Below are 22,500 nucleotides of genomic sequence, written 5' to 3'. Positions count from 1 at the left end.
GCTCCTACATGAGATTGCAATTCCCTGTAGGAGCTGGCGCAGCCTGCGATCTTTTGACGTAAAAAAACCCGGACATCGGTCCGGGTTTTTTTATGGGGCGCTAAACGTGCTTATTCAGCAGCCGGCGCTTCCGGCTTGCGGCGTTTGAGCGGCGCCATGCCGTCCTTGCTGACCAGCGACAAGGCGTCAGTTTTCGGCCGATTGGCGATCTTGCGCTTGGTGGGCGCCTTGGCGCCGGTTTTCTTCTTGTCACCCTTGGCGTCGACCTTTTTCTTCTTCACGCCAACAGCCTTGCCCGAAGCCTTGACCTTTTTCGGTCCGCCGTAGGTGCCTTTGACTTCCTTGATGGTGCGGCGCTCGAAGCTCTGCTTGAGGTAGCGCTCGACGCTCGACATCAGGTTCCAGTCGCCATGGCAGATCAACGAAATGGCCAGGCCATCGTTGCCGGCGCGGCCAGTACGACCGATACGGTGCACGTATTCGTCGCCGCTGCGTGGCATGTCGAAGTTGATGACCAGGTCCAGACCTTCCACGTCGAGGCCGCGAGCAGCAACGTCGGTGGCAACCAGGATCTTCACGCCGCCCTGCTTCAGACGGTCAATCGCCAGTTTGCGGTCTTTCTGGTCCTTATCGCCGTGCAGGACAAACGCTTTGTAGTCCTGAGCCACCAGGCGACCGTAGATGCGGTCGGCCATGGCACGGGTGTTGGTGAATACGATGGCCTTCTGATAGGTCTCGTTGGCCAGCAGCCAGTTCACGATTTGTTCTTTGTGCTGGTTGTGGTCAGCCGTGATGATCTGCTGACGGGTCGTCGCATTCAGGTCACTGACGTTATTGAGTTGCAGGTGCTCTGGGTTGTTCAGCACCTTGGCAACCATTTCGCGCAGGCCCGAACCACCGGTGGTGGCAGAGAACAGCATGGTCTGCTGACGGTTGGTGCACTCTTCGACCAGACGCTGGACGTCTTCGGCAAAACCCATGTCGAGCATGCGGTCGGCTTCGTCGAGCACCAGTACTTCGACTTCTTTCAGGTCGAGGTTGCCGGCGTTCAGTTGCTCGATCATCCGGCCCGGCGTACCGATCAGGATGTCCGGCACCTTGCGCAGCATGGCGGCCTGGACCTTGAAGTCTTCACCGCCGGTGATCAGGCCGGACTTGATGAACGTGAACTGCGCGAAGCGCTCGACTTCCTTGATGGTCTGCTGGGCCAGCTCGCGGGTCGGCAGCAGGATCAGGGTCTTAATGCTGACGCGAACCTTGGCCGGACCGATCAGACGGTTGAGGATCGGCAAAACGAAAGCAGCGGTTTTGCCGCTACCGGTTTGCGCTGTCACCCGCAGGTCACGCCCTTGGAGCGCCAGCGGAATAGCCGCTGCTTGCACAGGCGTTGGCTCGACAAATTTAAGCTCGGCCACGGCTTTGAGCAGGCGTTCGTGCAGGGCGAATTGGGAAAACACGGGTGCTACCTCGGAGAAATACAAAAAAACAGCTGCATAGGGTAACGGTTTCGAGCGCCGAGGCCGAGTTTCTTTATACAAACGGCGCTAATCAGTGGTTATTTTGTTGCCTTATTTGTCTCCAGACGTAATACAAAGCGTCTTAAATGCTCTAATCGCCCTGTCGCGTCCTACAGAAGAACCGTTTTTGCTTATGGATATCAAACAGCTCTGGCTCAACGTCCAAGACCTTTGGGGGGCGCTTGATCAGCACCCGCTCCTGCATTCAAGCCTGGCGCTGATGGTGTTGCTGGTGATTGCGCTGGTCCTCGGACGAGTGGCGCGTTACCTGATTTTACACGCGGCCAAGTTGCTCGGTCGCCAACCGGCACTGCATTGGCTGAACGACCTGCGCCACAACAAGGTTTTCCATCGACTGGCGCAAATGACGCCATCGCTGGTGATTCAGTTCGGCCTGCACCTGGTGCCGGAGCTGAGCAAGACCAGCCTGATCTTCCTCGGCAATGTCGCGCTGGCATTCACCATTCTGTTCCTGCTGCTGGCCTTCAGCGCCCTGCTCAGCGCACTGCTGGACATCTACGCACGCACCGAACACGCCCGCACGCGTTCGATCAAAGGCTACATACAACTGACAAAAATGGTCTTGTACGTGTTTGGCGCGATCATCATCGTTGCCACGCTGATCGATCGCTCGCCGTTGTTGCTGCTGTCCGGTCTGGGTGCCATGTCGGCGGTGATTCTGTTGGTCTACAAGGACACCCTGCTGTCGTTCGTCGCCAGCGTGCAGCTGACCAGCAACGACATGTTGCGGGTCGGCGACTGGATTGAAATGCCGCAAGTCGGCGCCGACGGCGATGTGGTGGACATCACCTTGCACACGGTGAAAGTACAGAATTTCGATAAGACGATCGTGTCGATCCCGACCTGGCGCCTGATGTCCGAGTCGTTCAAGAACTGGCGCGGCATGCAGCAGTCCGGTGGGCGCAGGATCAAGCGCAGTCTGTTCATCGACGCCAGCGGCGTGCGCTTTCTGCGTGATGACGAGGAGCAGCGCCTGTCTCAGGTACACCTGTTGACGGATTACATCGGCCGCAAGCAGGCCGAACTGAAGGCCTGGAACGCAGCACAGGGCAATGTCGCGGCAATGTCGGCCAACCGTCGGCGAATGACCAACCTCGGCACTTTCCGCGCGTACGCGCTGGCGTATTTGAAGAGCCACCCGGAGATTCAGCCGAACATGACCTGCATGGTCCGCCAGATGCAGACCACGGCCCAGGGCATACCGCTGGAGATTTACTGCTTCACTGGCACCACGGCGTGGGCTGATTACGAGCGGATCCAGGGGGATATTTTCGATTACCTGCTGGCGGTGCTGCCGGAGTTTGGCTTGAGCCTTTATCAGCAGCCCAGCGGTAGCGACCTCAGGGCCGGTTTACTTCCGGCAATACTCGGCGCAAGCCACATCCCCGAGCAAGAAAAACAGATCATGTAGCCTCTGAAAAACCCTGTAGGAGCTGGCGCAGCCTGCGATCTTTTGATTTTCAAGATCAAAAGATCGCAGGCTGCGCCAGCTCCTACACGGGTTGAGCGTGTGGTTTGATACCCAACCGGCTGATCCACACCGCTGCCAGAATCACCATCCCCCCGAAAAACAACCGCCCCAATTCCTCATGCTGATTCCAGATCAGCAAGTTGATCAGCAACCCCACCGGCACATGCAGGTTGTTCATCACGGCCAGCGTGCCGCCGTTGACCATGCAGGCGCCCTTGTTCCACCAGTACAACCCGAGCGCGGTGGAGACCAGGCCCAGGAACACCAGCACGCCCCATTGCAGGGGTGCTTCGGGCAGGAAATTTTGTTTGCCGAACAATAGAAATGCCGGCAACGCCACCGCCAGTGCACCCAGGTAGAAGTAACCAAAACGCCGGTAATGGGGCAGATCGCTCGGGTGCCGCGCCACCAGATGCTTATAAAGTACCTGCCCGGCGGCATAGGTGAAGTTGGCCAGTTGCAGCAGCAGGAAGCCCATGAAGAAGTCCGGATTGATCCGGTCGTAGCGAATCACCGCGGCGCCGAGCACCGCCACCAACGCCGCCACCAGCGCCCAAGGATTGAAGCGCCGATTCAGCGCATCCTCGATCAAAGTCACGTGTAACGGCGTGAGGATGGTGAACAGCAACACTTCCGGTACCGTCAACACGCGGAAACTCAGGTACAGGCAGACGTACGTCACGCCGAACTGCAGCGCACCGATCAGCAACATGCCGCGCATGAACGCAGGTTCCACCGAACGCCAGCGGGTCAGGGGGATGAACACCAGTCCCGCCAGCACCACACGCACCAATACCGCGAAGTAACTGTCGACATGCCCAGCCAGGTATTCGCCGATCAGGCTGAAGGAAAACGCCTGAATCAGCGTGACAAAAAGTAGATAGCCCATGTGCGCCTCATTTTGAATGGCGGCGACGATAGCGGGTTTTGCCCGTTATCGCGAGAACCCCAAAACCCTGTGGGAGCCGAGCTTGCTCGCGATGACGGCGGCACATCCACTATTGATACCCAGTGACACACCGCCATCGCGAGCAAGCTCAGCTCCCACAAGGATCTGTGCCGTTTCACTAAATTTCAGGCAAAAAAAAGCCCGATCTCGCTAAAGCGTTCAATCGGGCTGCAGCACTCAGGAGCAACAAGTGCAAAGGGAGGTCGATGCGCGTACAGGCTTGAAGGGTTGCGCCAGGTCACTAGAACATCCAGCGATTATCTGGCGATTAAACGGTCAGGCGACCTGCGAAAGCTTGGCGTTGGCCTGGTTGAGGCCCTTCTCCTGGAAGTCACCGCCCAGGTTCATGCCTTCAGCGTGAATAAAGGTCACGTCGTGAATACCGATGAACGCCATGACCTGACGCAGGTACGGTTCCTGATGATCCGCCGGGCCGCCAGCGTAGATACCGCCGCGCGCAGTCAGTACATAAGCACGCTTGCCAGAGAGCAAACCCTGAGGGCCGGTGTCGGTGTACTTGAAGGTCACGCCGGCACGCAGCACATGGTCGAGCCAGGCTTTGAGGGTGCTCGGAATCGCGAAGTTGTACATCGGCGCGGCCATGACCAACACGTCGGCAGCGAGCAGTTCGTCGGTCAGCTGGTTGGAGCGCTCCAGGGAAACCTGCTCGATGTCATTGCGTTGCTCGGCAGGCTTCATCCAGCCACCCAACAGGTTGATGTCCAGGTGCGGCACCGGGTTGACGGCCAGGTCACGTACGGTGATCTGGTCAGCCGGGTGCGCGGCTTTCCATTGGCTGATGAAGGTCTGGGTCAGTTGACGGGAAACCGAGTCTTGCTGACGGGCGCTGCTTTCGATGATCAGAACGCGTGACATGGGATGTAGGCTCCATCTGAGAATGCTGTAAGGCGATGGAGTGAAGGTTAAACAGAACCATATCGATGAAAAAGCGCAAATAACTGCTATAACCCATCAATAAATTCGTTTATAACCAGAGCATACCGATGAGGATGAGCCTGCATCCTGTAGGAGTGAGCCTGCTCGCGATAGCGGTGTGTCATGAACATCTCTGCACCTGACACACCGCTATCGCGAGCAGGCTCACTCCTGCAACATCTTCCTCGGCCTCCGGATTCCGGACTATTTCGGCGTGCAGGTCAGGTCGATGCGCATTTTGATGATGGTGCGGGTGAACTTGGCAGTCGCATTTTTGTGTTTGCCAGCCGGCACATCGATCTTGCGGGTGCGGGGCGCTTCGGGGCCATTGCTGAAAACTACCTTACAGGTGGCATCGGTTGTGCCGTAGTTGTTGACCTGAATGGACGCGATGTCGTTATCCGTGTCGTAGGCGTTGTAGTCGATGCTCAAACCATTCAACTGTTTCTGCACATCGATCGGATAAGCAAAAGCCGTCAACGGCAGCATCGCCAGCAATACGCAACCTGACACGACACAACAAAGTTTTTTCATTCGGCAGTCTCCAGTAAGGACCGCCAGCTTAGGACAAGAGGAGCTCAACATGAAAGCGCCCCGCGTGACCCTTGATCAATGGCGAACGCTACAGGCCGTGGTCGATCACGGAGGTTTCGCCCAGGCCGCCGAAGCGCTGCACCGCTCGCAATCGTCGGTCAGCTATACCGTGGCGCGCATGCAGGACCAGCTCGGCGTGCCGCTGCTGCGTATCGATGGCCGCAAGGCCGTGTTGACCGAAGCGGGCGGCGTATTGCTGCGCCGCTCCCGGCAACTGGTCAAGCAGGCCAGTCAGCTGGAAGACCTGGCCCACCACATGGAGCAAGGCTGGGAAGCGGAAGTGCGGCTGGTGGTCGACGCCGCCTACCCAAGCGCCCGCCTCGTGCGCGCCTTGACCGCGTTCATGCCGCAAAGCCGCGGTTGCCGGGTGCGTCTGCGCGAAGAAGTATTGTCGGGTGTGGAAGAAGTGTTGCTCGAAGGCGTGGCCGACCTGGCCATCACCGGTTTCAGTATTCCCGGATATCTGGGCGCGGAATTAAGCGACGTAGAATTCGTCGCCGTCGCTCATCCCGATCATCCCTTGCACCGGCTTAACCGTGAACTGAATTTCCAGGACCTGGAAAGCCAGATGCAAGTGGTCATTCGCGACTCCGGTCGCCAACAGCCACGGGACGTCGGCTGGCTGGGTGCCGAACAGCGCTGGACCGTGGGCAGCCTGGCCACGGCCGCTACGTTTGTCAGCAGCGGGCTGGGGTTTGCCTGGCTGCCTCGGCATATGATCGAACGGGAACTCAAGGAAGGTTCGCTCAAGCTGCTACCGTTGGATCAGGGTGGAAGTCGTAATCCAAGCTTCTATCTGTATTCGAACAAGGACAAACCCCTGGGCCCGGCAACGCAAATTCTCATCGACCTGCTGCGTACCTTCGATACCGCGCCGCTGGATGCGCCGTTCGCCGCCCCTGAACAAGCCTGACATGGAGTGACTGCATGGCCTATTTCGAACACGAAGGTTGCAACCTGCACTATGAGGAATACGGCCACGGCACCCCTTTGCTGCTGGTCCATGGTCTCGGCTCCAGCACCCTGGATTGGGAGATGCAGATCCCGGCGCTGTCAGCCCGCTACCGGGTGATCGTTCCCGATGTGCGCGGCCACGGACGCTCCGACAAGCCGCGCGAGCGCTACAGCATCGCCGGGTTCAGCGCGGATCTGGTGGCGCTGATCGAGCACTTGAACCTTGGCCCGGTGCATTACGTGGGACTGTCCATGGGCGGGATGATCGGCTTCCAGCTGGCAGTGGATCAGCCGCAACTGTTAAAGAGCCTGTGCATCGTCAACAGCGGACCTCAGGTCAAATTACGCAGCCGCGACGATTACTGGCAGTGGTTCAAACGCTGGAGCCTGATGCGAGTCCTCAGCCTGGAGACCATCGGCAAGGCCCTGGGCGGCAAGCTGTTTCCAAAGTCGGAACAGGCCGCCCTTCGTCAAAAAATGGCCGAACGCTGGGCAAAAAACGACAAACATGCTTATCTCGCCAGCTTCGATGCCATTGTCGGCTGGGGTGTTCAGGAACGACTTTCGAAGGTGTCCTGTCCAACCCTCATCGTCAGCGCCGACCGTGACTACACACCGGTCGCGCTAAAAGAGAACTATGTAAAACTGCTGCCCAATGCGCGACTGGTGGTAATCGCCGATTCACGCCACGCCACGCCGCTTGATCAGCCGGAACACTTCAATCAAACCCTGCTCGAGTTTCTCACCGAAGTCGACACCACCACACTCAGGATCACTGACCCATGCTGAAAAAAATCGCCCTCGCCGCTGGCACCGTTCTGTTCGCCGCCAACCTGATGGCCGCGACACCTGCCAAGGCTCCCCATGTGCTGCTGGAAACCACCAATGGCCAGATCGAAATCGAACTGGACCCGGTCAAGGCACCGATCAGTACCAAGAACTTCGTTGATTACGTGAACAGCGGTTTCTACAACAACACGATTTTCCACCGTGTGATCCCGGGCTTCATGGTCCAGGGCGGTGGTTTCACTCAACAGATGCAACAGAAAGAAACCAAGGCGCCGATCAAGAACGAGCACAAGAATGGCCTGGTCAACGTTCGTGGCACCTTGTCCATGGCCCGTACCTCGGCGCCGGATTCGGCCACCAGCCAGTTCTTCATCAACGTCAAGGACAACGATTTCCTCGACCAGGGTGATGGCTACGCAGTCTTCGGCAAGGTCGTCAAAGGCATGGACATTGTGGACATCATCGTCAATTCGCCGACCACCAGCCGCGGCGGCATGAAAGACGTGCCAGCCGATCCTGTGTTCATCAAGTCGGCCAAGGTCATCGACTAAGCTTCACCTGATGTATGAGCGGCGACCGTATAGCGGCGTCGCTCACACCGTTCAAGGAAAAGCCCGAGCGCGGGCGGAGATCCGATGCTTTATCGCCGTTTTGAACAACTGATCGACATTTTCCGCGACGCACCGACGGCGGCTCCGCCGGATCGGGTTCTCCCCTTCTATACCTATTACCTCAAGCAGGTCTGGCCGAGTTTCGCCGCCCTGTTGGTCGTCGGCCTGATCGGTGCACTGATCGAAGTCGCACTGTTCAGCTACCTGAGTCGCATCATCGACCTGACCCAAGGCACGCCCAACGTCAATTTCTTCCAGGAACACGGCATCGAGCTGGCCTGGATGGCGGTGGTTGCCCTGGTTTTTCGGCCGATATTCGTCGGCCTCCATGACCTGCTGGTTCATCAAACGCTGAGCCCCGGCATGACCAGCCTGATTCGCTGGCAGAACCACAGTTACGTGCTCAAACAGAGCCTCAATTTCTTCCAGAACGACTTCGCCGGCCGCATCGCCCAACGCATCATGCAGACCGGTAACTCGCTACGCGATTCGGCCGTGCAAGCGGTGGACGCGCTCTGGCATGTGCTGATCTATGCAGTCAGTTCACTGGTGCTGTTCGCCGAAGCCGACTGGCGCCTGATGATCCCGTTGCTGACCTGGATCGCCGCCTACATTGGCGCGCTTTGCTACTTCGTCCCCCGGGTCAAGGAGCGCTCGGTGGTGTCCTCCGATGCGCGCTCCAAACTCATGGGTCGCATTGTTGATGGCTATACCAACATCACCACGCTGAAGCTGTTCGCCCACACCAATTTCGAACAGCAATACGCCAAGGAAGCCATCGAAGAACAGACCGTCAAAGCCCAGCTCGCCGGCCGCGTCGTCACCAGCATGGACGTCGTGATTACGAGCATGAATGGCTTGCTGATCGTCGGCACCACCGGCCTGGCGCTGTGGTTGTGGACGCAATCGCTGATCTCGGTCGGAGCGATTGCCCTGGCGACGGGCCTGGTGATTCGCATCGTCAACATGTCCGGCTGGATCATGTGGGTGGTCAACGGCATCTTCGAAAACATCGGCATGGTTCAGGACGGTTTGCAGACCATCGCGCAACCGGTCAGCGTCACCGACCGCGATCAGGCCAAACCGCTGACCGTGCCCCGTGGTGAGGTTCGTTTCGAACACGTCGATTTCCATTACGGCAAAAAAAGCGGAATCATCGGCGATCTCAATCTGACGATAAAACCCGGCGAGAAAATTGGCCTGATCGGTCCGTCTGGCGCCGGTAAATCCACCTTGGTGAATCTGCTGCTGCGTCTCTATGACGTAGAGGGCGGGCGGATTCTCATCGACGGTCAGAACATCGCCGACGTTGGCCAGGAAAGCCTGCGCGAGCGCATCGGCATGATCACCCAGGACACCTCGCTGCTGCACCGCTCGATCCGCGATAATCTGCTGTACGGCAAGCCCGACGCTACCGACGCCGAACTCTGGGAAGCGGTGCACAAAGCCCGTGCCGACGAGTTCATTCCGTTGCTGTCGGACGCCGAAGGTCGAACCGGTTTTGACGCGCATGTCGGTGAGCGCGGGGTGAAACTCTCAGGCGGCCAACGTCAACGGATCGCCATTGCCCGCGTGCTGCTCAAGGACGCGCCAATCCTGATCATGGACGAAGCGACCTCGGCACTGGATTCGGAAGTCGAAGCCGCGATCCAGGAAAGCCTGGAAACCCTGATGCAGGGTAAAACCGTGATCGCCATCGCGCACCGGCTTTCGACCATTGCCCGGATGGACCGGCTGGTGGTGCTGGAGAACGGCAAGATCGCCGAAACCGGCAGCCACGCGGAACTGCTGGCCCATGGCGGCCTGTATGCGCGGTTGTGGCAGCATCAGACGGGTGGGTTTGTGGGGATCGATTAGTCGCAATCACTTGTGATAACGCGATGCCCCTTAACGACGCGATCCCTTGCGATAAAGCAATGGCCGACGCGATTCCTTGTAGCAGCTGGCGAAGCCTGCGTTCGAGTGCGCAGCAGTCGCGAGGTTCGGCCTGCAATACTGCGAGGTCTGAACTGACGACTGCTGCGCACTCGAACGCAGGCTTCGCCAGCTGCTACATGGATCGCGCCGGCTCATAAAAACCGCCACACGCCCCTCACCACGGGCCCTGGCGGTTTTTCCCAGCACTGGCGTTCCGTAAAAACCCTGCTGTACTCAGCCAAGGTTCTGGAGATGAGCCTGTCGTAAGTTTGCAGGATGCATAACTCGATGCAGTCTCGATAGGAAGCCTATCAAGGACGCTCTCATGTCTCTGTTCAAACGTTCAGTCACTGAGTTGTTAGGTACGTTCTGGCTGGTGTTGGGGGGTTGCGGCAGTGCGGTTCTGGCCGCGTCTTCTCCGCTTGGAATCGGGGTGCTGGGTGTGGCCCTGGCGTTTGGCCTGACGGTGCTGACCATGGCCTTCGCCATTGGCCACATTTCCGGATGCCACCTCAACCCCGCGGTCTCCGTTGGTTTGTTCGTCGGCGGTCGATTCCCCGCCAAGGAATTGCCCGCCTACATCATTGCCCAGGTGATCGGCGGGGTCATCGCTGCCGCGCTGCTCTACTACATCGCCAGCGGCAAAGAAGGGTTCGACCTGTCAGCGGGCCTGGCCTCCAACGGCTACGGCGAACACTCACCCGGCAAGTACTCGATGGCCGCAGGGTTTGTCTGCGAACTGGTGATGACGGCGATGTTCGTGCTGATCATCCTCGGTGCCACTGACAAACGAGCACCGCCAGGGCTGGCGCCCATCGCCATCGGCCTGGCGCTGACGCTGATCCACCTGATCTCGATCCCCGTGACCAACACCTCGGTCAACCCGGCCCGCAGTACCGGCCCGGCACTGATCGTTGGCGGCTGGGCCTTGGCGCAGTTGTGGATGTTCTGGGTGGCGCCGCTGCTCGGCGCCGTGGTTGGCGGCGTGACATACCGCTGGCTGGGCAAGGAAGGCACTTAGCCCCCGGAGCGAGGATCACGCTTGCCGATACGGCAGCGCGGTCCTCGCTTCTTCGGCATAGGCCAGCACCCCCAAACGCTCCTGGTGCAGGAAGTCTTTGACCGCCGCCTTCAGGCCTGGATGCCGCAAGTAGTGCCAGGAATGGGTGATCACCGGTTCAAAGCCACGTATCAATTTGTGCTCGCCTTGAGCCCCTGCGTCGAAGCGCTGAAAGCCATTGGCAATCGCATAATCCATGCCCTGGTAGAAACACGTCTCGAAGTGCAAGCGGTCGAACTCCGCCAGACAGCCCCAGTAACGTCCGTAAAAACTGCCACCGCCCACCAGGCTGAAGGCCATTGCCACCGGCCGTGAGCCTTGTTTTGCCAGCACCACGCGTATGGCTTGCGGCATGCGCTCGGCCAGCAGACTGAAAAACTCCCGCGTCAGGTATGGCGCTTGCCGACGCACTGCGTAGGTATTGGCGTAGCAGGCATAGACAAAATCCCACTGCACCTCAGTCAGTTGCGATCCCTCGAGCCATTCGAAATCAATCCCCTGCCCCGCCACCTGCTCGCGCTCCTTGCGCATCTGCTTGCGCTTGCGCGAACTGAGGACGTCGAGGAAATCCTGAAAATCCCGGTACCCGCGATTCTGCCAGTGATACTGACAGCCAATCCGCTGCAGCCAGCCCGGTTGCTCGGCCAATGCGGCGTCGGTGAACGGATCGGTGAAGTTGATGTGGGCGCTGGAAAGCCCTTCGATCTCAAGGTATCCCGGCAGGCTCTTGAGCAGTTCGAAGCCGTCTTCCACCGTGGCCGCCAACAGCCGCGGACCACTGACCGGGCTGAACGGCACCGCAGTCAACAGCTTGGGGTAATAGTCGATGCCGGCGCGCTCGCAGGCATCCGCCCAGGCGTGATCGAAGACGTACTCGCCGTAGGAGTGCCACTTGCGATAACCGGGCAGCGCAGCGATCAGCCGATCGCCCTCGATGTGCAACAAATGCTCGGGTTGCCAGCCGGTATGAGGGCCAACGCTGCCGCTGTCCTCCAAGGCACTGAGGAAGGCGTGACGTAGAAACGGCTGAGCGTCCGGCACCAGGGCATCCCAGTTGCGCGGTGAAATGTCGGACAGGTTTTCCAGTCGTTGCAGCGGCATAAATTCCTCTTCACCTAATGCGTGAAAGCTCCGCGAGTATCGCTTATCGCGCAGCAACCTACACGACCTATCCGACCGCAGTGCTCTGGAAAAGGGTTTTCAGAGAACTTTGTATCGTCATCGCAACGCCATCACTTTGCCACTGCACTGTCATAAACCATCGCGATACTGGCGCCTGTTTTTAGAGCGTCGGGTTCTAACCCGGCCACTGTTTTCCGTCCATCAATGGTCGGTTGTGCCCTGGATGGCTCAGTCATCCACTCTCATCTTCGGAGATTGATATGCGTCTTGCTTCCACGAAAACTGCGGCAGCCCTGTGTGGCGGACTGCTGCTGGCCATGAGTGTTCCGGCCAGCGCCGCAGTCGACGCCAAACTGCTCGACATGCTCAAGGCAAACGGCTCGATTACCAACGCGCAGTACGGCGAGCTGCAAGCCGAGTTGGCCAGGGATCAGAAAGACCAGCAGATCGCCCGTCAGGCTCAGCAAGAGACCAACGAGCAGATCGCAGCCACCGCGAAGAAAACCGACACGCTGAGCGCCTTCGACCAGAAACTGGCGTGGGCCGCCAAGACCCAGTTCAAAGGCGACGTGCGTTTCCGCCAGGAAACCATCAAGAACGATGGCGTTTCCAACAACAGAGACTCGGACCGCCAGCGCATTCGTGCCCGTCTGGGTGCGTACACCGAGATCAACCCGCAGGTAGACACCGGTATCCGCATCGCCACCGGCAGCAGCGACGACGCGCGTTCCACCAACCAGGACCTGAACAACTACTTCGACAAGAAGTCGATCTGGCTGGACCAGGGTTACGTCGACTACCACCCTGACGCGATCAAGAACCTGCACCTCGTTGCCGGCAAGATGCCGCAACAGTGGGTGAGCATGGGCGACATCATCTGGGATAGCGACATCAGCCCGGAAGGTCTGGCAGTGACCTACAAGTACCCACTGGGCGGCAGCACCGAACTGTTCGGTAGCGCCGGTCACTACACCCTCAAGGACAACGTCGACGGCGAAGGCGTGCAATTCAAACACGACCTGCGTCTGTACGCTGGCCAATTGGGCGCGCGTTTCGCGATCACCGACAACCTCAAAATGACCTTGGGCGGCAGCCTTTACGCCTACGACAACGATGACAGCAGTGCTTGCCCGACGACTGGCGCCGTCACCGCTCCGTGCGCACTGGCCGTCAACGGCAACAGTCCGGGCGAGCAATTCAAACTGTACGAAGGCTTTGGTCAGCTGGATATCGGCGGGCTGCCAATGCCGCTGTCGTTGTATGGCCAGATCGTCAACAACGACGACGCCAGCAACGATCAGGACATGGGCTGGCTGGCAGGTGTGAAGACCAAGTTCTACGGCTTCGCAGTGGACTACAACTACCGCGATGTGCAGCGCAACGCCGTGGTTGGCGCCTTCACCGACTCCGACTTCGCCAACGGCTTCACCGGTTCCCGTGGCAGCAAGTTGAAAGTGAGCTACGAAATCGACAAGAACTTCGCCCTGGGTGCGACGTACTTCATGGCCAACTCCGACTACACCAACGCCAGCGCCGGCTTGAGAGACTCGGACATCAACACCCTGCAACTGGATGCTGAAGCCAAGTTCTGATAACTCCGCTACAGCACTCGGGCAAGGAAGCCCGAGGTGTTTTTACAGCATGGCATTGACTCATCGGTCCCCATCATCCGTCCGATGCTTCAATGCCAGGCTGTTTTCATTTCCTGCCCAGAAACCTGTGGCGAGCGAGCTTGCTCGCGCTGGAGCGCGAAGCGGTCCCAAAATCAGCCGTCGCGATTTTCCAGACATACCGCGTCAACCATTTTTGCGGCTGCTTCGCACCCGAGCGGGACGGTGCGACGATTCGACAAGCTCCCTCGCCACAAAAACCCACCACAAATCCCTGTGGCGAGCGAGCTTGCTCGCGCTGGAGCGCGAAGCGGTCCTAAAAAAATCAGCCGCGATCAACGCTTACGCAAAATCACACTACCAATCGAATAGCCCGCCCCGAACGAACTGAGCACGGCCAGCGAACCTGGCGCGAGGTCATCCTGGTTTTTGTGAAACGCGATCACCGAGCCGGCGGAGCTGGTGTTGGCGTAGGTGTCGAGAATCACCGGAGCTTCTTCTTCGGTGGCTTCGCGGCCCAGCAGTTTCTTCACGATAAGGTGGTTCATGCTGAGGTTGGCCTGGTGCAGCCAGAAGCGTTTCACGTCAGCAATGTTCAGCGAATTCTCTTCCAGGTGCGTAGCGATCAGCTCCGCGACCATCGGGCATACGTCGCGGAACACCTTGCGGCCTTCCTGCACGAACAGCTTGTCCTTGGCGCCGATGCCCTCTTCCGCCGCGCGGTTGAGGAAGCCAAAGTTATTGCGGATGTTATTGGAGAACTTGGTGAGCAGTTTGGTGCTGACCACATCGAACTGATATTCGGACGTTGCCAGATCAGCGCGCTCGATGATCACGGCAGTCGCCGCATCACCAAAGATGAAGTGGCTGTCACGGTCGCGGAAGTTCAGGTGACCGGTGCAGACTTCCGGGTTGACCATCAGGATCGCCCGGGCCTGGCCCAGTTGCACGCTGTTGGCGGCGGCCTGGATACCGAAGGTCGCCGAAGAGCACGCCACGTTCATGTCAAAACCGAAACCCTGGATGCCCAGCGCTTCCTGGACTTCGATGGCGATGGCCGGATAGGCGCGTTGCAGGTTGGAACAGGCGACGATCACGCCGTCGATGTCCGCCGCGGTTTTGCCCGCGCGCTGCAAGGCTTGCTCGGCGGCGCCGATGGCCATCTGGCACAACACCGACCACTCGTCATTCGAGCGTTCCGGCAGGCGTGGCGCCATGCGTTGCGGGTCGAGGATGCCGTCCTTGTCCATGACAAAACGGCTTTTGATGCCAGAGGCTTTTTCGATAAACGCGGCACTGGATTCGGTCAAGGCTTCGACTTCACCACGGGCGATCGCTTCGGCGTTGTCGGCGTTGAACTGCGCAACGTAAGCGTTGAAAGACTGCACCAGCTCTTCATTGGAAATGCTGTTGGCCGGGGTGTACAGGCCGGTGCCGCTGATGACGACGTTATGCATGGTCGTTTCTCTAATCTGATCAGGCAGAAAGCATTGGTACCGACGTACCAACGCACAAAGGGTCTATTCCCATCCGGGGGACGCAAACCTGGCATCGCTTTATTCCGACCCGCCCGCAGCCGTGAAGGCTCAAAACCGCGGGGCCGGCGTTTATAGGCGCGAAGTTTGCCATAAACGTGGGGTTTTGGCCTTATTTGCTAAAGCAACAGCAAACGTGTTTGGCGCCTGTGTGGCGAGGGGATTTATCCCCGTTCGGCTGCGGAGCAGTCGTAAAACCGTCACCCCACGGTGTACCTGATTCATTTGATCGCAATGCTTTTGGGGCGGCTTCGCCGCCCAACGGGGATAAATCCCCTCGCCACAAAGCTCGCATCTTCAGCGGTCCTGCTAAGGCTCCACCTGGCTCCACTGCTTGTTCAGGCGCTTGTCCGAGATCGGCACCTTGGTCCCCAGTTGCTGGGCAAACAGGGAAACCCGGTACTCCTCCAGCCACCAGCGATACAGCTCAAGCTGCGGATCGCGCTTGCCTTCCTGGGCGTGTTTGCTGGCGCGGGCCTGGTATTGAGCCCACAGGCCCGACAACTCACCGCTCCAGACTCGATCCCGCTGCACCTGCGCGCCTATTTTCTCGAAACGTTGCTCGACCGCTTTCAGGTAACGCGGCAACTCCTTGAGCCACTGCATCGGCGTTTCGCGGACGAACCCCGGATACACCAGATGACTCAGTTGCTGCTTGATATCGTTGAGCGCCACAGCCTGAGCCAGATCAATCTTGCCCTTGAAGCGTTTCTGCAACCCGTGCCAGAGCTTGAGAATCTCCAGCGTCAACTTCGCCAGGCGTTCGGCATGCTCGGTCCAGCCACCACGTTTGCGCTCGGCCAGCGCGGCCAATCCAGCGCCGTCACGGGGCAACGGGTCTTCACCCTCAAGAATGCAGCTGTCGAGGCTGGCCAACAGAATGTCTTCCACCAGACTGTCGATACGCCCCATGTCGCGGTACATCAGGCCCAGCTCGGTCAGTCCCGGCAACTTGCCACGCAGAAACTTCGCCGGTTCCGCCAACTGCTGCATCAGCAACCGCTGCAACGCGCGTCGATGCTGGAACTCGGCTTCGGCCGGCGTGGAGAACCGCCCTTCCTTGACCGTTCCGTTCTCTTCCACCAGCGCGGGATAGACCGTCATCGACAGCCCGGCGATCTTCTGCTGGGTTTTCTCCGCCACCGCGGCAAAGACTTTCGCCTCCACCGGTTGCTGGCTTTTAGCGGTTTGTGGGACGGCCAGTGCGGCCTGACTGGCTTCGGCGAAACGTGCCGTCAGCTCCGCCAGATCACGCCCTTCACCGAGGAACTTGCCCTGGCCGTCGACGATTTCCAGGTTCATGCGCAAATGACTGTCGACCTGTTGCGCCGCTTCGGCCCAGGCTTCATCACTGACCCGCGCACCGGTCATGCGCAGCAGTTCACGTCCCAGCGCCTGGGGCAATGAGCCTTCCGCAAAAGTCATGCGCTGCAACGCCGCTTTGACGAAATCCGGTACCGGGACGAAGTTTTTGCGCAGGGCCTTGGGCAGGTTGCGCACCAGCGCGATGCATTTGGCCTCGATCACACCCGGCACCAGCCACTCCAGCCGTTCCGGAGGCAACATCGGCAACAAGGGTGCCGGCACGCGCAGGGTCACCCCGTCGCGGGGATGGTTGGGTTCGAAGTGGTAACTCAGTGCCAGTTCCAGATCGCCAATGTGCAAGGTGTCCGGGTAATGCTGCGCGGTGACTTCGCTGGCTTCGCGAGCCAGTACGTCTTCCTCGCGCATGATCAGCAGCTGCGGGTCTTTCTGGCTGTTGACGCGGTACCAGCTGTCGAACGTCGCGGTCTGGTGAATCTCCGCCGGCAGCCGCGCATCGTAGAACGCGAACAGGGTTTCTTCGTCGGCCAGAATGTCGCGACGACGGGCCTTCGCTTCCAGTTCGTCGAGCTGTTCAAGAAGTTTCTGGTTGGCGCTCAGGCATTTGGCCTTCGATTGAATCTCGCCCCGCACCAGCCCTTCGCGAATGAAAAACTCACGGGACACCACCGGATCAATCGGCCCGTAATGCACCGGCCGGCGACCGACCACGATCAGCCCGAACAAGGTGATCTGCTCGAACGCCACGACTTGTCCGCGCTTCTTCTCCCAATGGGGTTCGAAGTGGTTTTTCTTGATCAGGTGCCCGGCCAGCGGTTCGATCCAGTCGGCGTCGATCTTGGCGACCATGCGCGCATACAGCTTGGTCGTTTCCACAAGCTCAGCGGCCATCAACCATTGCGGACGCTTCTTGCCGAGGCCCGACGAGGGATGAATCCAGAAGCGCCGCTGACGGGCTCCGAGGTAATCACCGTCTTCGGTTTTCTGGCCGATCTGACTGAGCAACCCCGAGAGTACGGCTTTGTGCAGCTTCGGATAATCCGCCGGCTCCTTGTTGAGGCTTAGCTGCATGTCGCGGCAGATCAGGCTCAACTGGCGATGGGAGTCGCGCCATTCGCGCAACCGCAGGTAGTTGAGGAAGTTCTTGCGACACCAGTTACGCAGCGGACTCGCTGTCAGCGCCTGGCGCTGTTCCTCGAAACCACGCCACAGATTGACCAGCCCGGCGAAGTCCGAGTCGACGTCTTTCCATTGCGCGTGGGCCTGGTCCGCAGCCTGTTGACGCTCCGGCGGACGCTCGCGCGGGTCCTGGATCGACATGGCGCTGGCAACGATCAGCACTTCCTGCAAGCTGCCGAGCTTGGCCGCTTCCAGCAACATGCGGCCCATGCGCGGATCCACCGGCAGCCGTGCCAATTGACGACCGAGCGGGGTCAGTTGACTGTTGCGGTCCACCGCCGAGAGTTCTTGCAGCAGGTTGAAACCGTCGCTGATGGCCTTGCCATCCGGTGGTTCGATAAACGGGAAATCAGTAATCTCGCCAAGGCGCAGATGCAGCATCTGCAGGATCACGGCGGCGAGGTTGGTACGCAGGATTTCCGGGTCGGTAAATTCCGGACGGCCCATGAAATCTTCTTCGCCATACAGGCGGATGCAAATGCCCGGTTCGACCCGTCCGCAACGACCTTTGCGCTGGTTGGCGCTGGCCTGGGAAATGGCTTCGATGGGCAGGCGCTGGACCTTGGCGCGGTAGCTGTAACGGCTGATGCGCGCCGTGCCGCTGTCGATCACGTAACGAATGCCCGGTACGGTCAACGACGTTTCCGCGACGTTGGTCGCCAGGACCACTCGACGACCGGGGTGCGACTGGAAAATCCGCTGCTGTTCCGTCGGGGACAACCGCGCGTACAAGGGCAGGATTTCGGTGTGCTTGAGCTGCGCCTTGCGCAACATGTCGGCGGCGTCGCGAATCTCCCGCTCGCCGGGCAAAAACACCAGCACATCACCGGGGCTCTTGCGTTCACTGCGTTCGAACGCGGCGATCTCGTCCAGTGTCGCGAGGATTGCCTGATCCACGGTCAGGTCGTCCTCGACGCGGTTACCCTCTTCGTCCTGCTCCAGGGTCAGCGGGCGATACCAGGTCTCTACCGGGAAGGTGCGGCCGGAGACTTCAACAATCGGTGCATCATCGAAATGCCTGGAAAAACGCTCCAGATCGATGGTTGCCGATGTGATGATGACTTTCAGGTCTGGGCGACGGGGCAGCAGGGTTTTCAGGTAGCCGAGCAGGAAATCGATGTTCAGGCTGCGTTCGTGGGCTTCGTCGACGATGATCGTGTCGTAGCGTTCGAGGTAGCGGTCGTTCTGTGTTTCCGCCAGCAGGATGCCGTCGGTCATCAGTTTGATCAGGGTGTTGGAATCGCTTTGATCCTCGAACCGCACCTGATAACCGACCAACGCACCCAACGGCGTACCGAGTTCTTCCGCAACCCGGCTCGCCACACTGCGTGCAGCGATTCGACGGGGCTGGGTGTGACCAATGAGGCCGTACTGGCCGCGACCGATTTCCAGGCAGATTTTCGGCAACTGGGTGGTCTTGCCCGAACCGGTTTCGCCGGCAATGATCAGCACCTGATGCTTGAGCAGCGCCTCTTTGATTTCGTCGCGCTTGGCGGCGATTGGCAGGCTGTCGTCATAACGCACCACCGGCAGGCTGGCACGCCGCGCCAGCACCTGATCACAGGACGCCTGCATGCGCGCCACCCACTGAGCCAGCTTGGCTTCATCAGGTTTCTTGCGCAGCTCAAGCAACTGCCGCCGCAGCCGGTGGCGGTCGGCGAGCATGGCGTGATCGAGGTTTTTCAGCAGTTTGTCGATGGAGGGCGATTCGTCGGTCATCAGGTACGCAATTCAGTCGGCTAGTGGCGCAGTGGGCGGATTGTCGCAGATTTGGGGCCATAGCGACGAATGCAACCCACTTTTGTGGCGAGGGAGCTCGCTCCCGTTGGACTGCGCAGCAGTCCCTCTTTAAGGGCCGCTTCGCAGCCCAGCGGGAGCAAGCTCCCTCGCCACAGGTTGCTCACTGAACCAATTACTCGCTGTCGAAGCCCTTGCGTCTATACGGGAACACATCGATCACCTTGCCGGCGCGGATGGCTTCCTGAAGGCTTTTCCAGTAATCGGCGTTGTACAGCTCGCCATGCAACTGATCGAACAGCCTGCGCTGCCCGGAATCGGCAAACAGGAACGGTGGAAATTCCTCGGGAAACACGTCCAGCGGACCGATCGAGTACCACGGCTCGGACGCCATCTCATCCTCCGGCGTGCGCGGCTGCGGGATGTGGCGAAAGTTGGCTTCCGTCAGGAAGCAGATTTCGTCGTAGTCATAAAACACCACCCGGCCGTGACGCGTAACGCCGAAGTTCTTCAGCAGCATGTCGCCGGGAAAAATATTCGCCGCCGCCAGTTGCTTGATCGCCAGGCCATAATCCTCCAGCGCCTCGCGGACCTGATCGTCGTTGGCGTTTTCCAGGTACAGGTTGAGCGGCGTCATCCGCCGTTCGGTCCAGCAGTGGCGAATCAGCACCGTGTCGTCTTCCACCGACACCGTGGAAGCCGCCACTTCCAGCAATTCTTCCAGACACGCCGGATCGAACTTGCTCAACGGAAAGCGGAAATCGGCGAATTCCTGGGTATCGGCCATGCGCCCGACCCGGTCGACACTTTTCACCAGCCGATACTTCTCGATCACCGTCGCACGGTCGACGTTTTTCGACGGCGAGAAACGGTCCTTGATGATTTTGAATACGGTATTGAAACCCGGCAGGGTGAACACACTCATCACCATGCCGCGCACGCCGGGGGCCATGATGAACTGATCGTCGGTGCTCGCCAGGTGGTTGATCAGCGCTCGATAGAACTCGGACTTGCCGTGTTTGTAGAAACCGATCGAGGTGTACAGCTCGGCGATGTGCTTGCCCGGCAGGATGCGCTTGAGGAAACCGATAAACTCCGCTGGCACCGGTACATCCACCATGAAATACGACCGGGTGAACGAGAAGATGATCGACACATCGGCTTCATCGGTGATCAGCGCATCGATCTGGATGCCGCGACCTTCGCGGTGCAGCAATGGAATCACCAACGGCCATTGCTCGTCCTGGGTGTAAATCCGTCCCACCAGGTAGGCGCCTTTGTTGCGGTAGAGCACGGAGGAGAACAGTTCAACGCTCAGGTCCGGGTCCTTGCACACCCAGTCCGGCAGGTTCTCACGTAATTGCGCTTCGAGACGGCGCAGGTCGCCGGCCAGATCAGCGTAATCCTCGCTGAAACGGTAGTCGGCAAAGATGCTCTCCAGCATGCCGGAGAGCTGCCCTTGGGGTTTGTAGGTGCGGGTTTGTGCGGCCCGGGCCCGACGCAGGCTCGGCCGGGTGGTGTGGATGAACATGCAGCCGTCACTGATCAGGTCATGGCTGAACAGCCCGCAGAAGATCGAGTTGTACCAGGTCTCGGACAGTTCATCGTCGAAGCGCAGGTCGATCAGCTTGATGTAGGCGCTCTTGACCAGTGGCCAGCAGCTGACGTCCAGCGTGTCGCTGTCGAAGGCGATACGCAGGCGTTCTACGGTTTCGCTGACTTTTTCTTCGTACAGATTGATCCGCGCGGCCGAGGCCGATTGCGTCTCCTGCCACTGGGCCTGCTCGAATCGAGCCCGGGCGCCGTCGGTGATCTGGCGGAAATGCTCGCGGTAATCGTCAAAGCCCTCGAGGATCATTCGGGCGATGTCGGCGGCTGGCCATTGCTGCGCCATGGTGAGACCTCTGCGGGAATTCGGAGCCCTGAGCTTAGCCAGTTAACCGGGTGCAGGAGAAGCGTAATTTTGCGGTGATCCGGGTTCAGACAGCTTTGCCTCCCGACGCGAGTCCGAGGCGGGTCTGGCGCTCAGTGATCGGCTCACGCCCCCTGCTCTGATTAAATGCCCGTTTTTCGGTTGCGACAGACCACTCACTCAGCAACACTCCCGTCCCCATCAAGCAAAGAGTGCCCCATGAGCCCCGTCGATATTGTCCGTTTGCTGTCGCTGGCCGCCATCTGGGGAGCGAGCTTTCTGTTCATGCGCATCATCGCCCCGGTGATTGGCACTGTTCCGACCGCATTTTTCCGTGTATCGATCGCGGCTGTCGGCCTGCTGGTGATTCTGGGGCTGATGCGTATCAGCTGGGATTTCAAGGGCAAACTCAAGACCGTGATGTTGCTCGGGGTAATCAATTCCGGGATTCCCGCGACGCTGTATTCCGTGGCGGCGCAAGTGTTGCCTGCCGGGTACTCGGCGATTTTCAATGCCACGACACCGTTGATGGGGGTGTTGATTGGCGGCCTGTTCTTCAGTGAAAAACTCACCGGCGCCAAGCTGGGTGGCGTATTCCTGGGCCTGTTTGGCGTTGGCATCCTGACCCGTGCCGGTCCGGTGGCATTTGACCTGCAACTGCTGATGGGCGCCCTCGCCTGCCTGCTGGCAACCACCTGCTATGGCTTCGCCGGGTTCCTCGCCCGTCGCTGGCTGGATCAGGCCGGCGGCCTCGACAGCCGTCTCTCGGCGCTGGGCAGCATGCTGGGGGCGACGTTGTTCCTGCTGCCGCTGTTCGGCTACAGCGTTATCAGCGAGCCGCCGGCGAACTGGGGTGGCTGGAATGTCTGGTTGTCGTTGCTGGGGTTGGGGCTGGGCTGCACGGCATTTGCGTACATTGTTTACTTCCGCCTGCTCACGTCCATCGGTCCGGTGAAGTCGATGACCGTGACCTTCATGATTCCGCCGTTCGGGGTGTTGTGGGGGGCGATGTTGCTGGATGAGCCTTTGTCGATGGCGCACATTTATGGCGGGGTGTTGATTGCGGTGGCGTTGTGGCTGGTGTTGAAGCCGGCGGTGGTGACGGCCAAGTAATTTGTTGAGGCTGATGCCGCCATCGTCGGAACGCCGCCCGGAGCCGGCTCGCTCCCACATTGGATCTTCAGTGAACACAAAATTTGTGAACCCTGGAGTTTCCTGTGGGAGCGAGCCGGCTCCGGGCGGCGTTCCGACGATGGCGATAGC

Annotated in this window: 15 protein-coding genes and 1 pseudogene; 8 read left to right on the top strand and 8 right to left on the bottom strand. The window is 59.5% G+C overall.

Going from position 1 to position 22,500, the window contains the following annotated elements:
- Positions 1–110 precede the first annotated feature (110 nt).
- A complete protein-coding gene (locus ACA063_RS07285) occupies positions 111–1,457 on the bottom strand; it encodes a DEAD/DEAH box helicase (protein WP_090181378.1) in 1,347 nt (448 codons plus the stop codon).
- A 193-nt stretch (positions 1,458–1,650) separates the two neighbouring features.
- On the opposite strand from ACA063_RS07285, the gene ACA063_RS07280 reads away from it, so the two are divergent.
- Entirely contained in the window at positions 1,651–2,949 is a 1,299-nt protein-coding gene (locus tag ACA063_RS07280; RefSeq protein ID WP_497665330.1) for a mechanosensitive ion channel family protein, read from the top strand.
- 82 nt (positions 2,950–3,031) lie between these two features.
- On the opposite strand, the gene ACA063_RS07275 is transcribed toward ACA063_RS07280, so the two are convergent.
- The 3 genes from ACA063_RS07275 to ACA063_RS07265 form a co-directional block, all read right to left on the bottom strand.
- Positions 3,032–3,898, bottom strand: coding sequence for a carboxylate/amino acid/amine transporter (locus tag ACA063_RS07275; protein WP_497665329.1), 867 nt, complete (start codon positions 3,896–3,898; stop codon positions 3,032–3,034).
- A gap of 336 nt (positions 3,899–4,234) precedes the next feature.
- The gene (locus tag ACA063_RS07270) at positions 4,235–4,834 is read right to left on the bottom strand and encodes an FMN-dependent NADH-azoreductase (RefSeq protein WP_497665328.1); all 600 of its coding nucleotides are present in this window, start codon (positions 4,832–4,834) and stop codon (positions 4,235–4,237) included.
- A 264-nt stretch (positions 4,835–5,098) separates the two neighbouring features.
- Positions 5,099–5,428, bottom strand: a complete 330-nt coding sequence (locus ACA063_RS07265) for a 3-phosphoglycerate kinase (RefSeq protein WP_162436886.1) — start codon at positions 5,426–5,428, stop codon at positions 5,099–5,101.
- A gap of 49 nt (positions 5,429–5,477) precedes the next feature.
- Between ACA063_RS07265 and ACA063_RS07260 the strand changes: the two genes are divergently transcribed.
- The 5 genes and pseudogenes from ACA063_RS07260 (at position 5,478) to aqpZ (ending at position 10,780) form a co-directional block, all read left to right on the top strand.
- Positions 5,478–6,401 (top strand): PA3225 family LysR-type transcriptional regulator, encoded by a 924-nt coding sequence (locus ACA063_RS07260; RefSeq protein ID WP_162436887.1) that lies wholly within the window; start codon positions 5,478–5,480, stop codon positions 6,399–6,401.
- Between the two features lie 14 nt (positions 6,402–6,415).
- Positions 6,416–7,221 (top strand): annotated as a pseudogene (locus tag ACA063_RS07255) (alpha/beta fold hydrolase).
- Between the two features lie 3 nt (positions 7,222–7,224).
- A complete protein-coding gene (locus ACA063_RS07250; RefSeq protein WP_162436889.1) occupies positions 7,225–7,782 on the top strand; it encodes a peptidylprolyl isomerase in 558 nt (185 codons plus the stop codon).
- An 84-nt stretch (positions 7,783–7,866) separates the two neighbouring features.
- The gene (locus ACA063_RS07245) at positions 7,867–9,699 is read left to right on the top strand and encodes an ABC transporter ATP-binding protein (RefSeq protein WP_497665327.1); all 1,833 of its coding nucleotides are present in this window, start codon (positions 7,867–7,869) and stop codon (positions 9,697–9,699) included.
- Between the two features lie 385 nt (positions 9,700–10,084).
- Complete coding sequence (gene aqpZ, locus ACA063_RS07240; protein ID WP_162436891.1) at positions 10,085–10,780, top strand: aquaporin Z; 696 nt, start codon at positions 10,085–10,087, stop codon at positions 10,778–10,780.
- A 15-nt stretch (positions 10,781–10,795) separates the two neighbouring features.
- On the opposite strand, the gene ACA063_RS07235 is transcribed toward aqpZ, so the two are convergent.
- Positions 10,796–11,920 carry a GNAT family N-acetyltransferase gene (locus ACA063_RS07235; protein ID WP_497665326.1) on the bottom strand — a complete coding sequence of 375 codons (1,125 nt, stop codon included), beginning with the start codon at positions 11,918–11,920 and terminating at the stop codon, positions 10,796–10,798.
- A 281-nt stretch (positions 11,921–12,201) separates the two neighbouring features.
- Between ACA063_RS07235 and ACA063_RS07230 the strand changes: the two genes are divergently transcribed.
- Positions 12,202–13,533: a putative porin gene (locus tag ACA063_RS07230; protein ID WP_497665325.1), complete on the top strand. Its 1,332-nt coding sequence runs from the start codon at positions 12,202–12,204 to the stop codon at positions 13,531–13,533.
- A gap of 353 nt (positions 13,534–13,886) precedes the next feature.
- Here the strand turns inward: ACA063_RS07230 and ACA063_RS07225 are convergent, their stop codons facing one another.
- The 3 genes from ACA063_RS07225 to aceK form a co-directional block, all read right to left on the bottom strand.
- Positions 13,887–15,008, bottom strand: a complete 1,122-nt coding sequence (locus ACA063_RS07225; RefSeq protein WP_497665324.1) for a beta-ketoacyl-ACP synthase III — start codon at positions 15,006–15,008, stop codon at positions 13,887–13,889.
- Between the two features lie 387 nt (positions 15,009–15,395).
- Positions 15,396–19,307: an ATP-dependent RNA helicase HrpA gene (gene hrpA, locus ACA063_RS07220; RefSeq protein ID WP_497665323.1), complete on the bottom strand. Its 3,912-nt coding sequence runs from the start codon at positions 19,305–19,307 to the stop codon at positions 15,396–15,398.
- Between the two features lie 193 nt (positions 19,308–19,500).
- Complete coding sequence (aceK, locus tag ACA063_RS07215; RefSeq protein ID WP_497665322.1) at positions 19,501–21,219, bottom strand: bifunctional isocitrate dehydrogenase kinase/phosphatase; 1,719 nt, start codon at positions 21,217–21,219, stop codon at positions 19,501–19,503.
- 237 nt (positions 21,220–21,456) lie between these two features.
- Here aceK and ACA063_RS07210 point away from each other — a divergent pair, with 237 nt between their 5' ends.
- Positions 21,457–22,350, top strand: coding sequence for a DMT family transporter (locus tag ACA063_RS07210; protein WP_497665321.1), 894 nt, complete (start codon positions 21,457–21,459; stop codon positions 22,348–22,350).
- Positions 22,351–22,500: the final 150 nt, after the last annotated feature.

The sequence above is a fragment of the Pseudomonas sp. LBUM1643 genome, from assembly GCF_059716215.1.
This window is presented reverse-complemented; position numbering and strand designations above follow the sequence as displayed.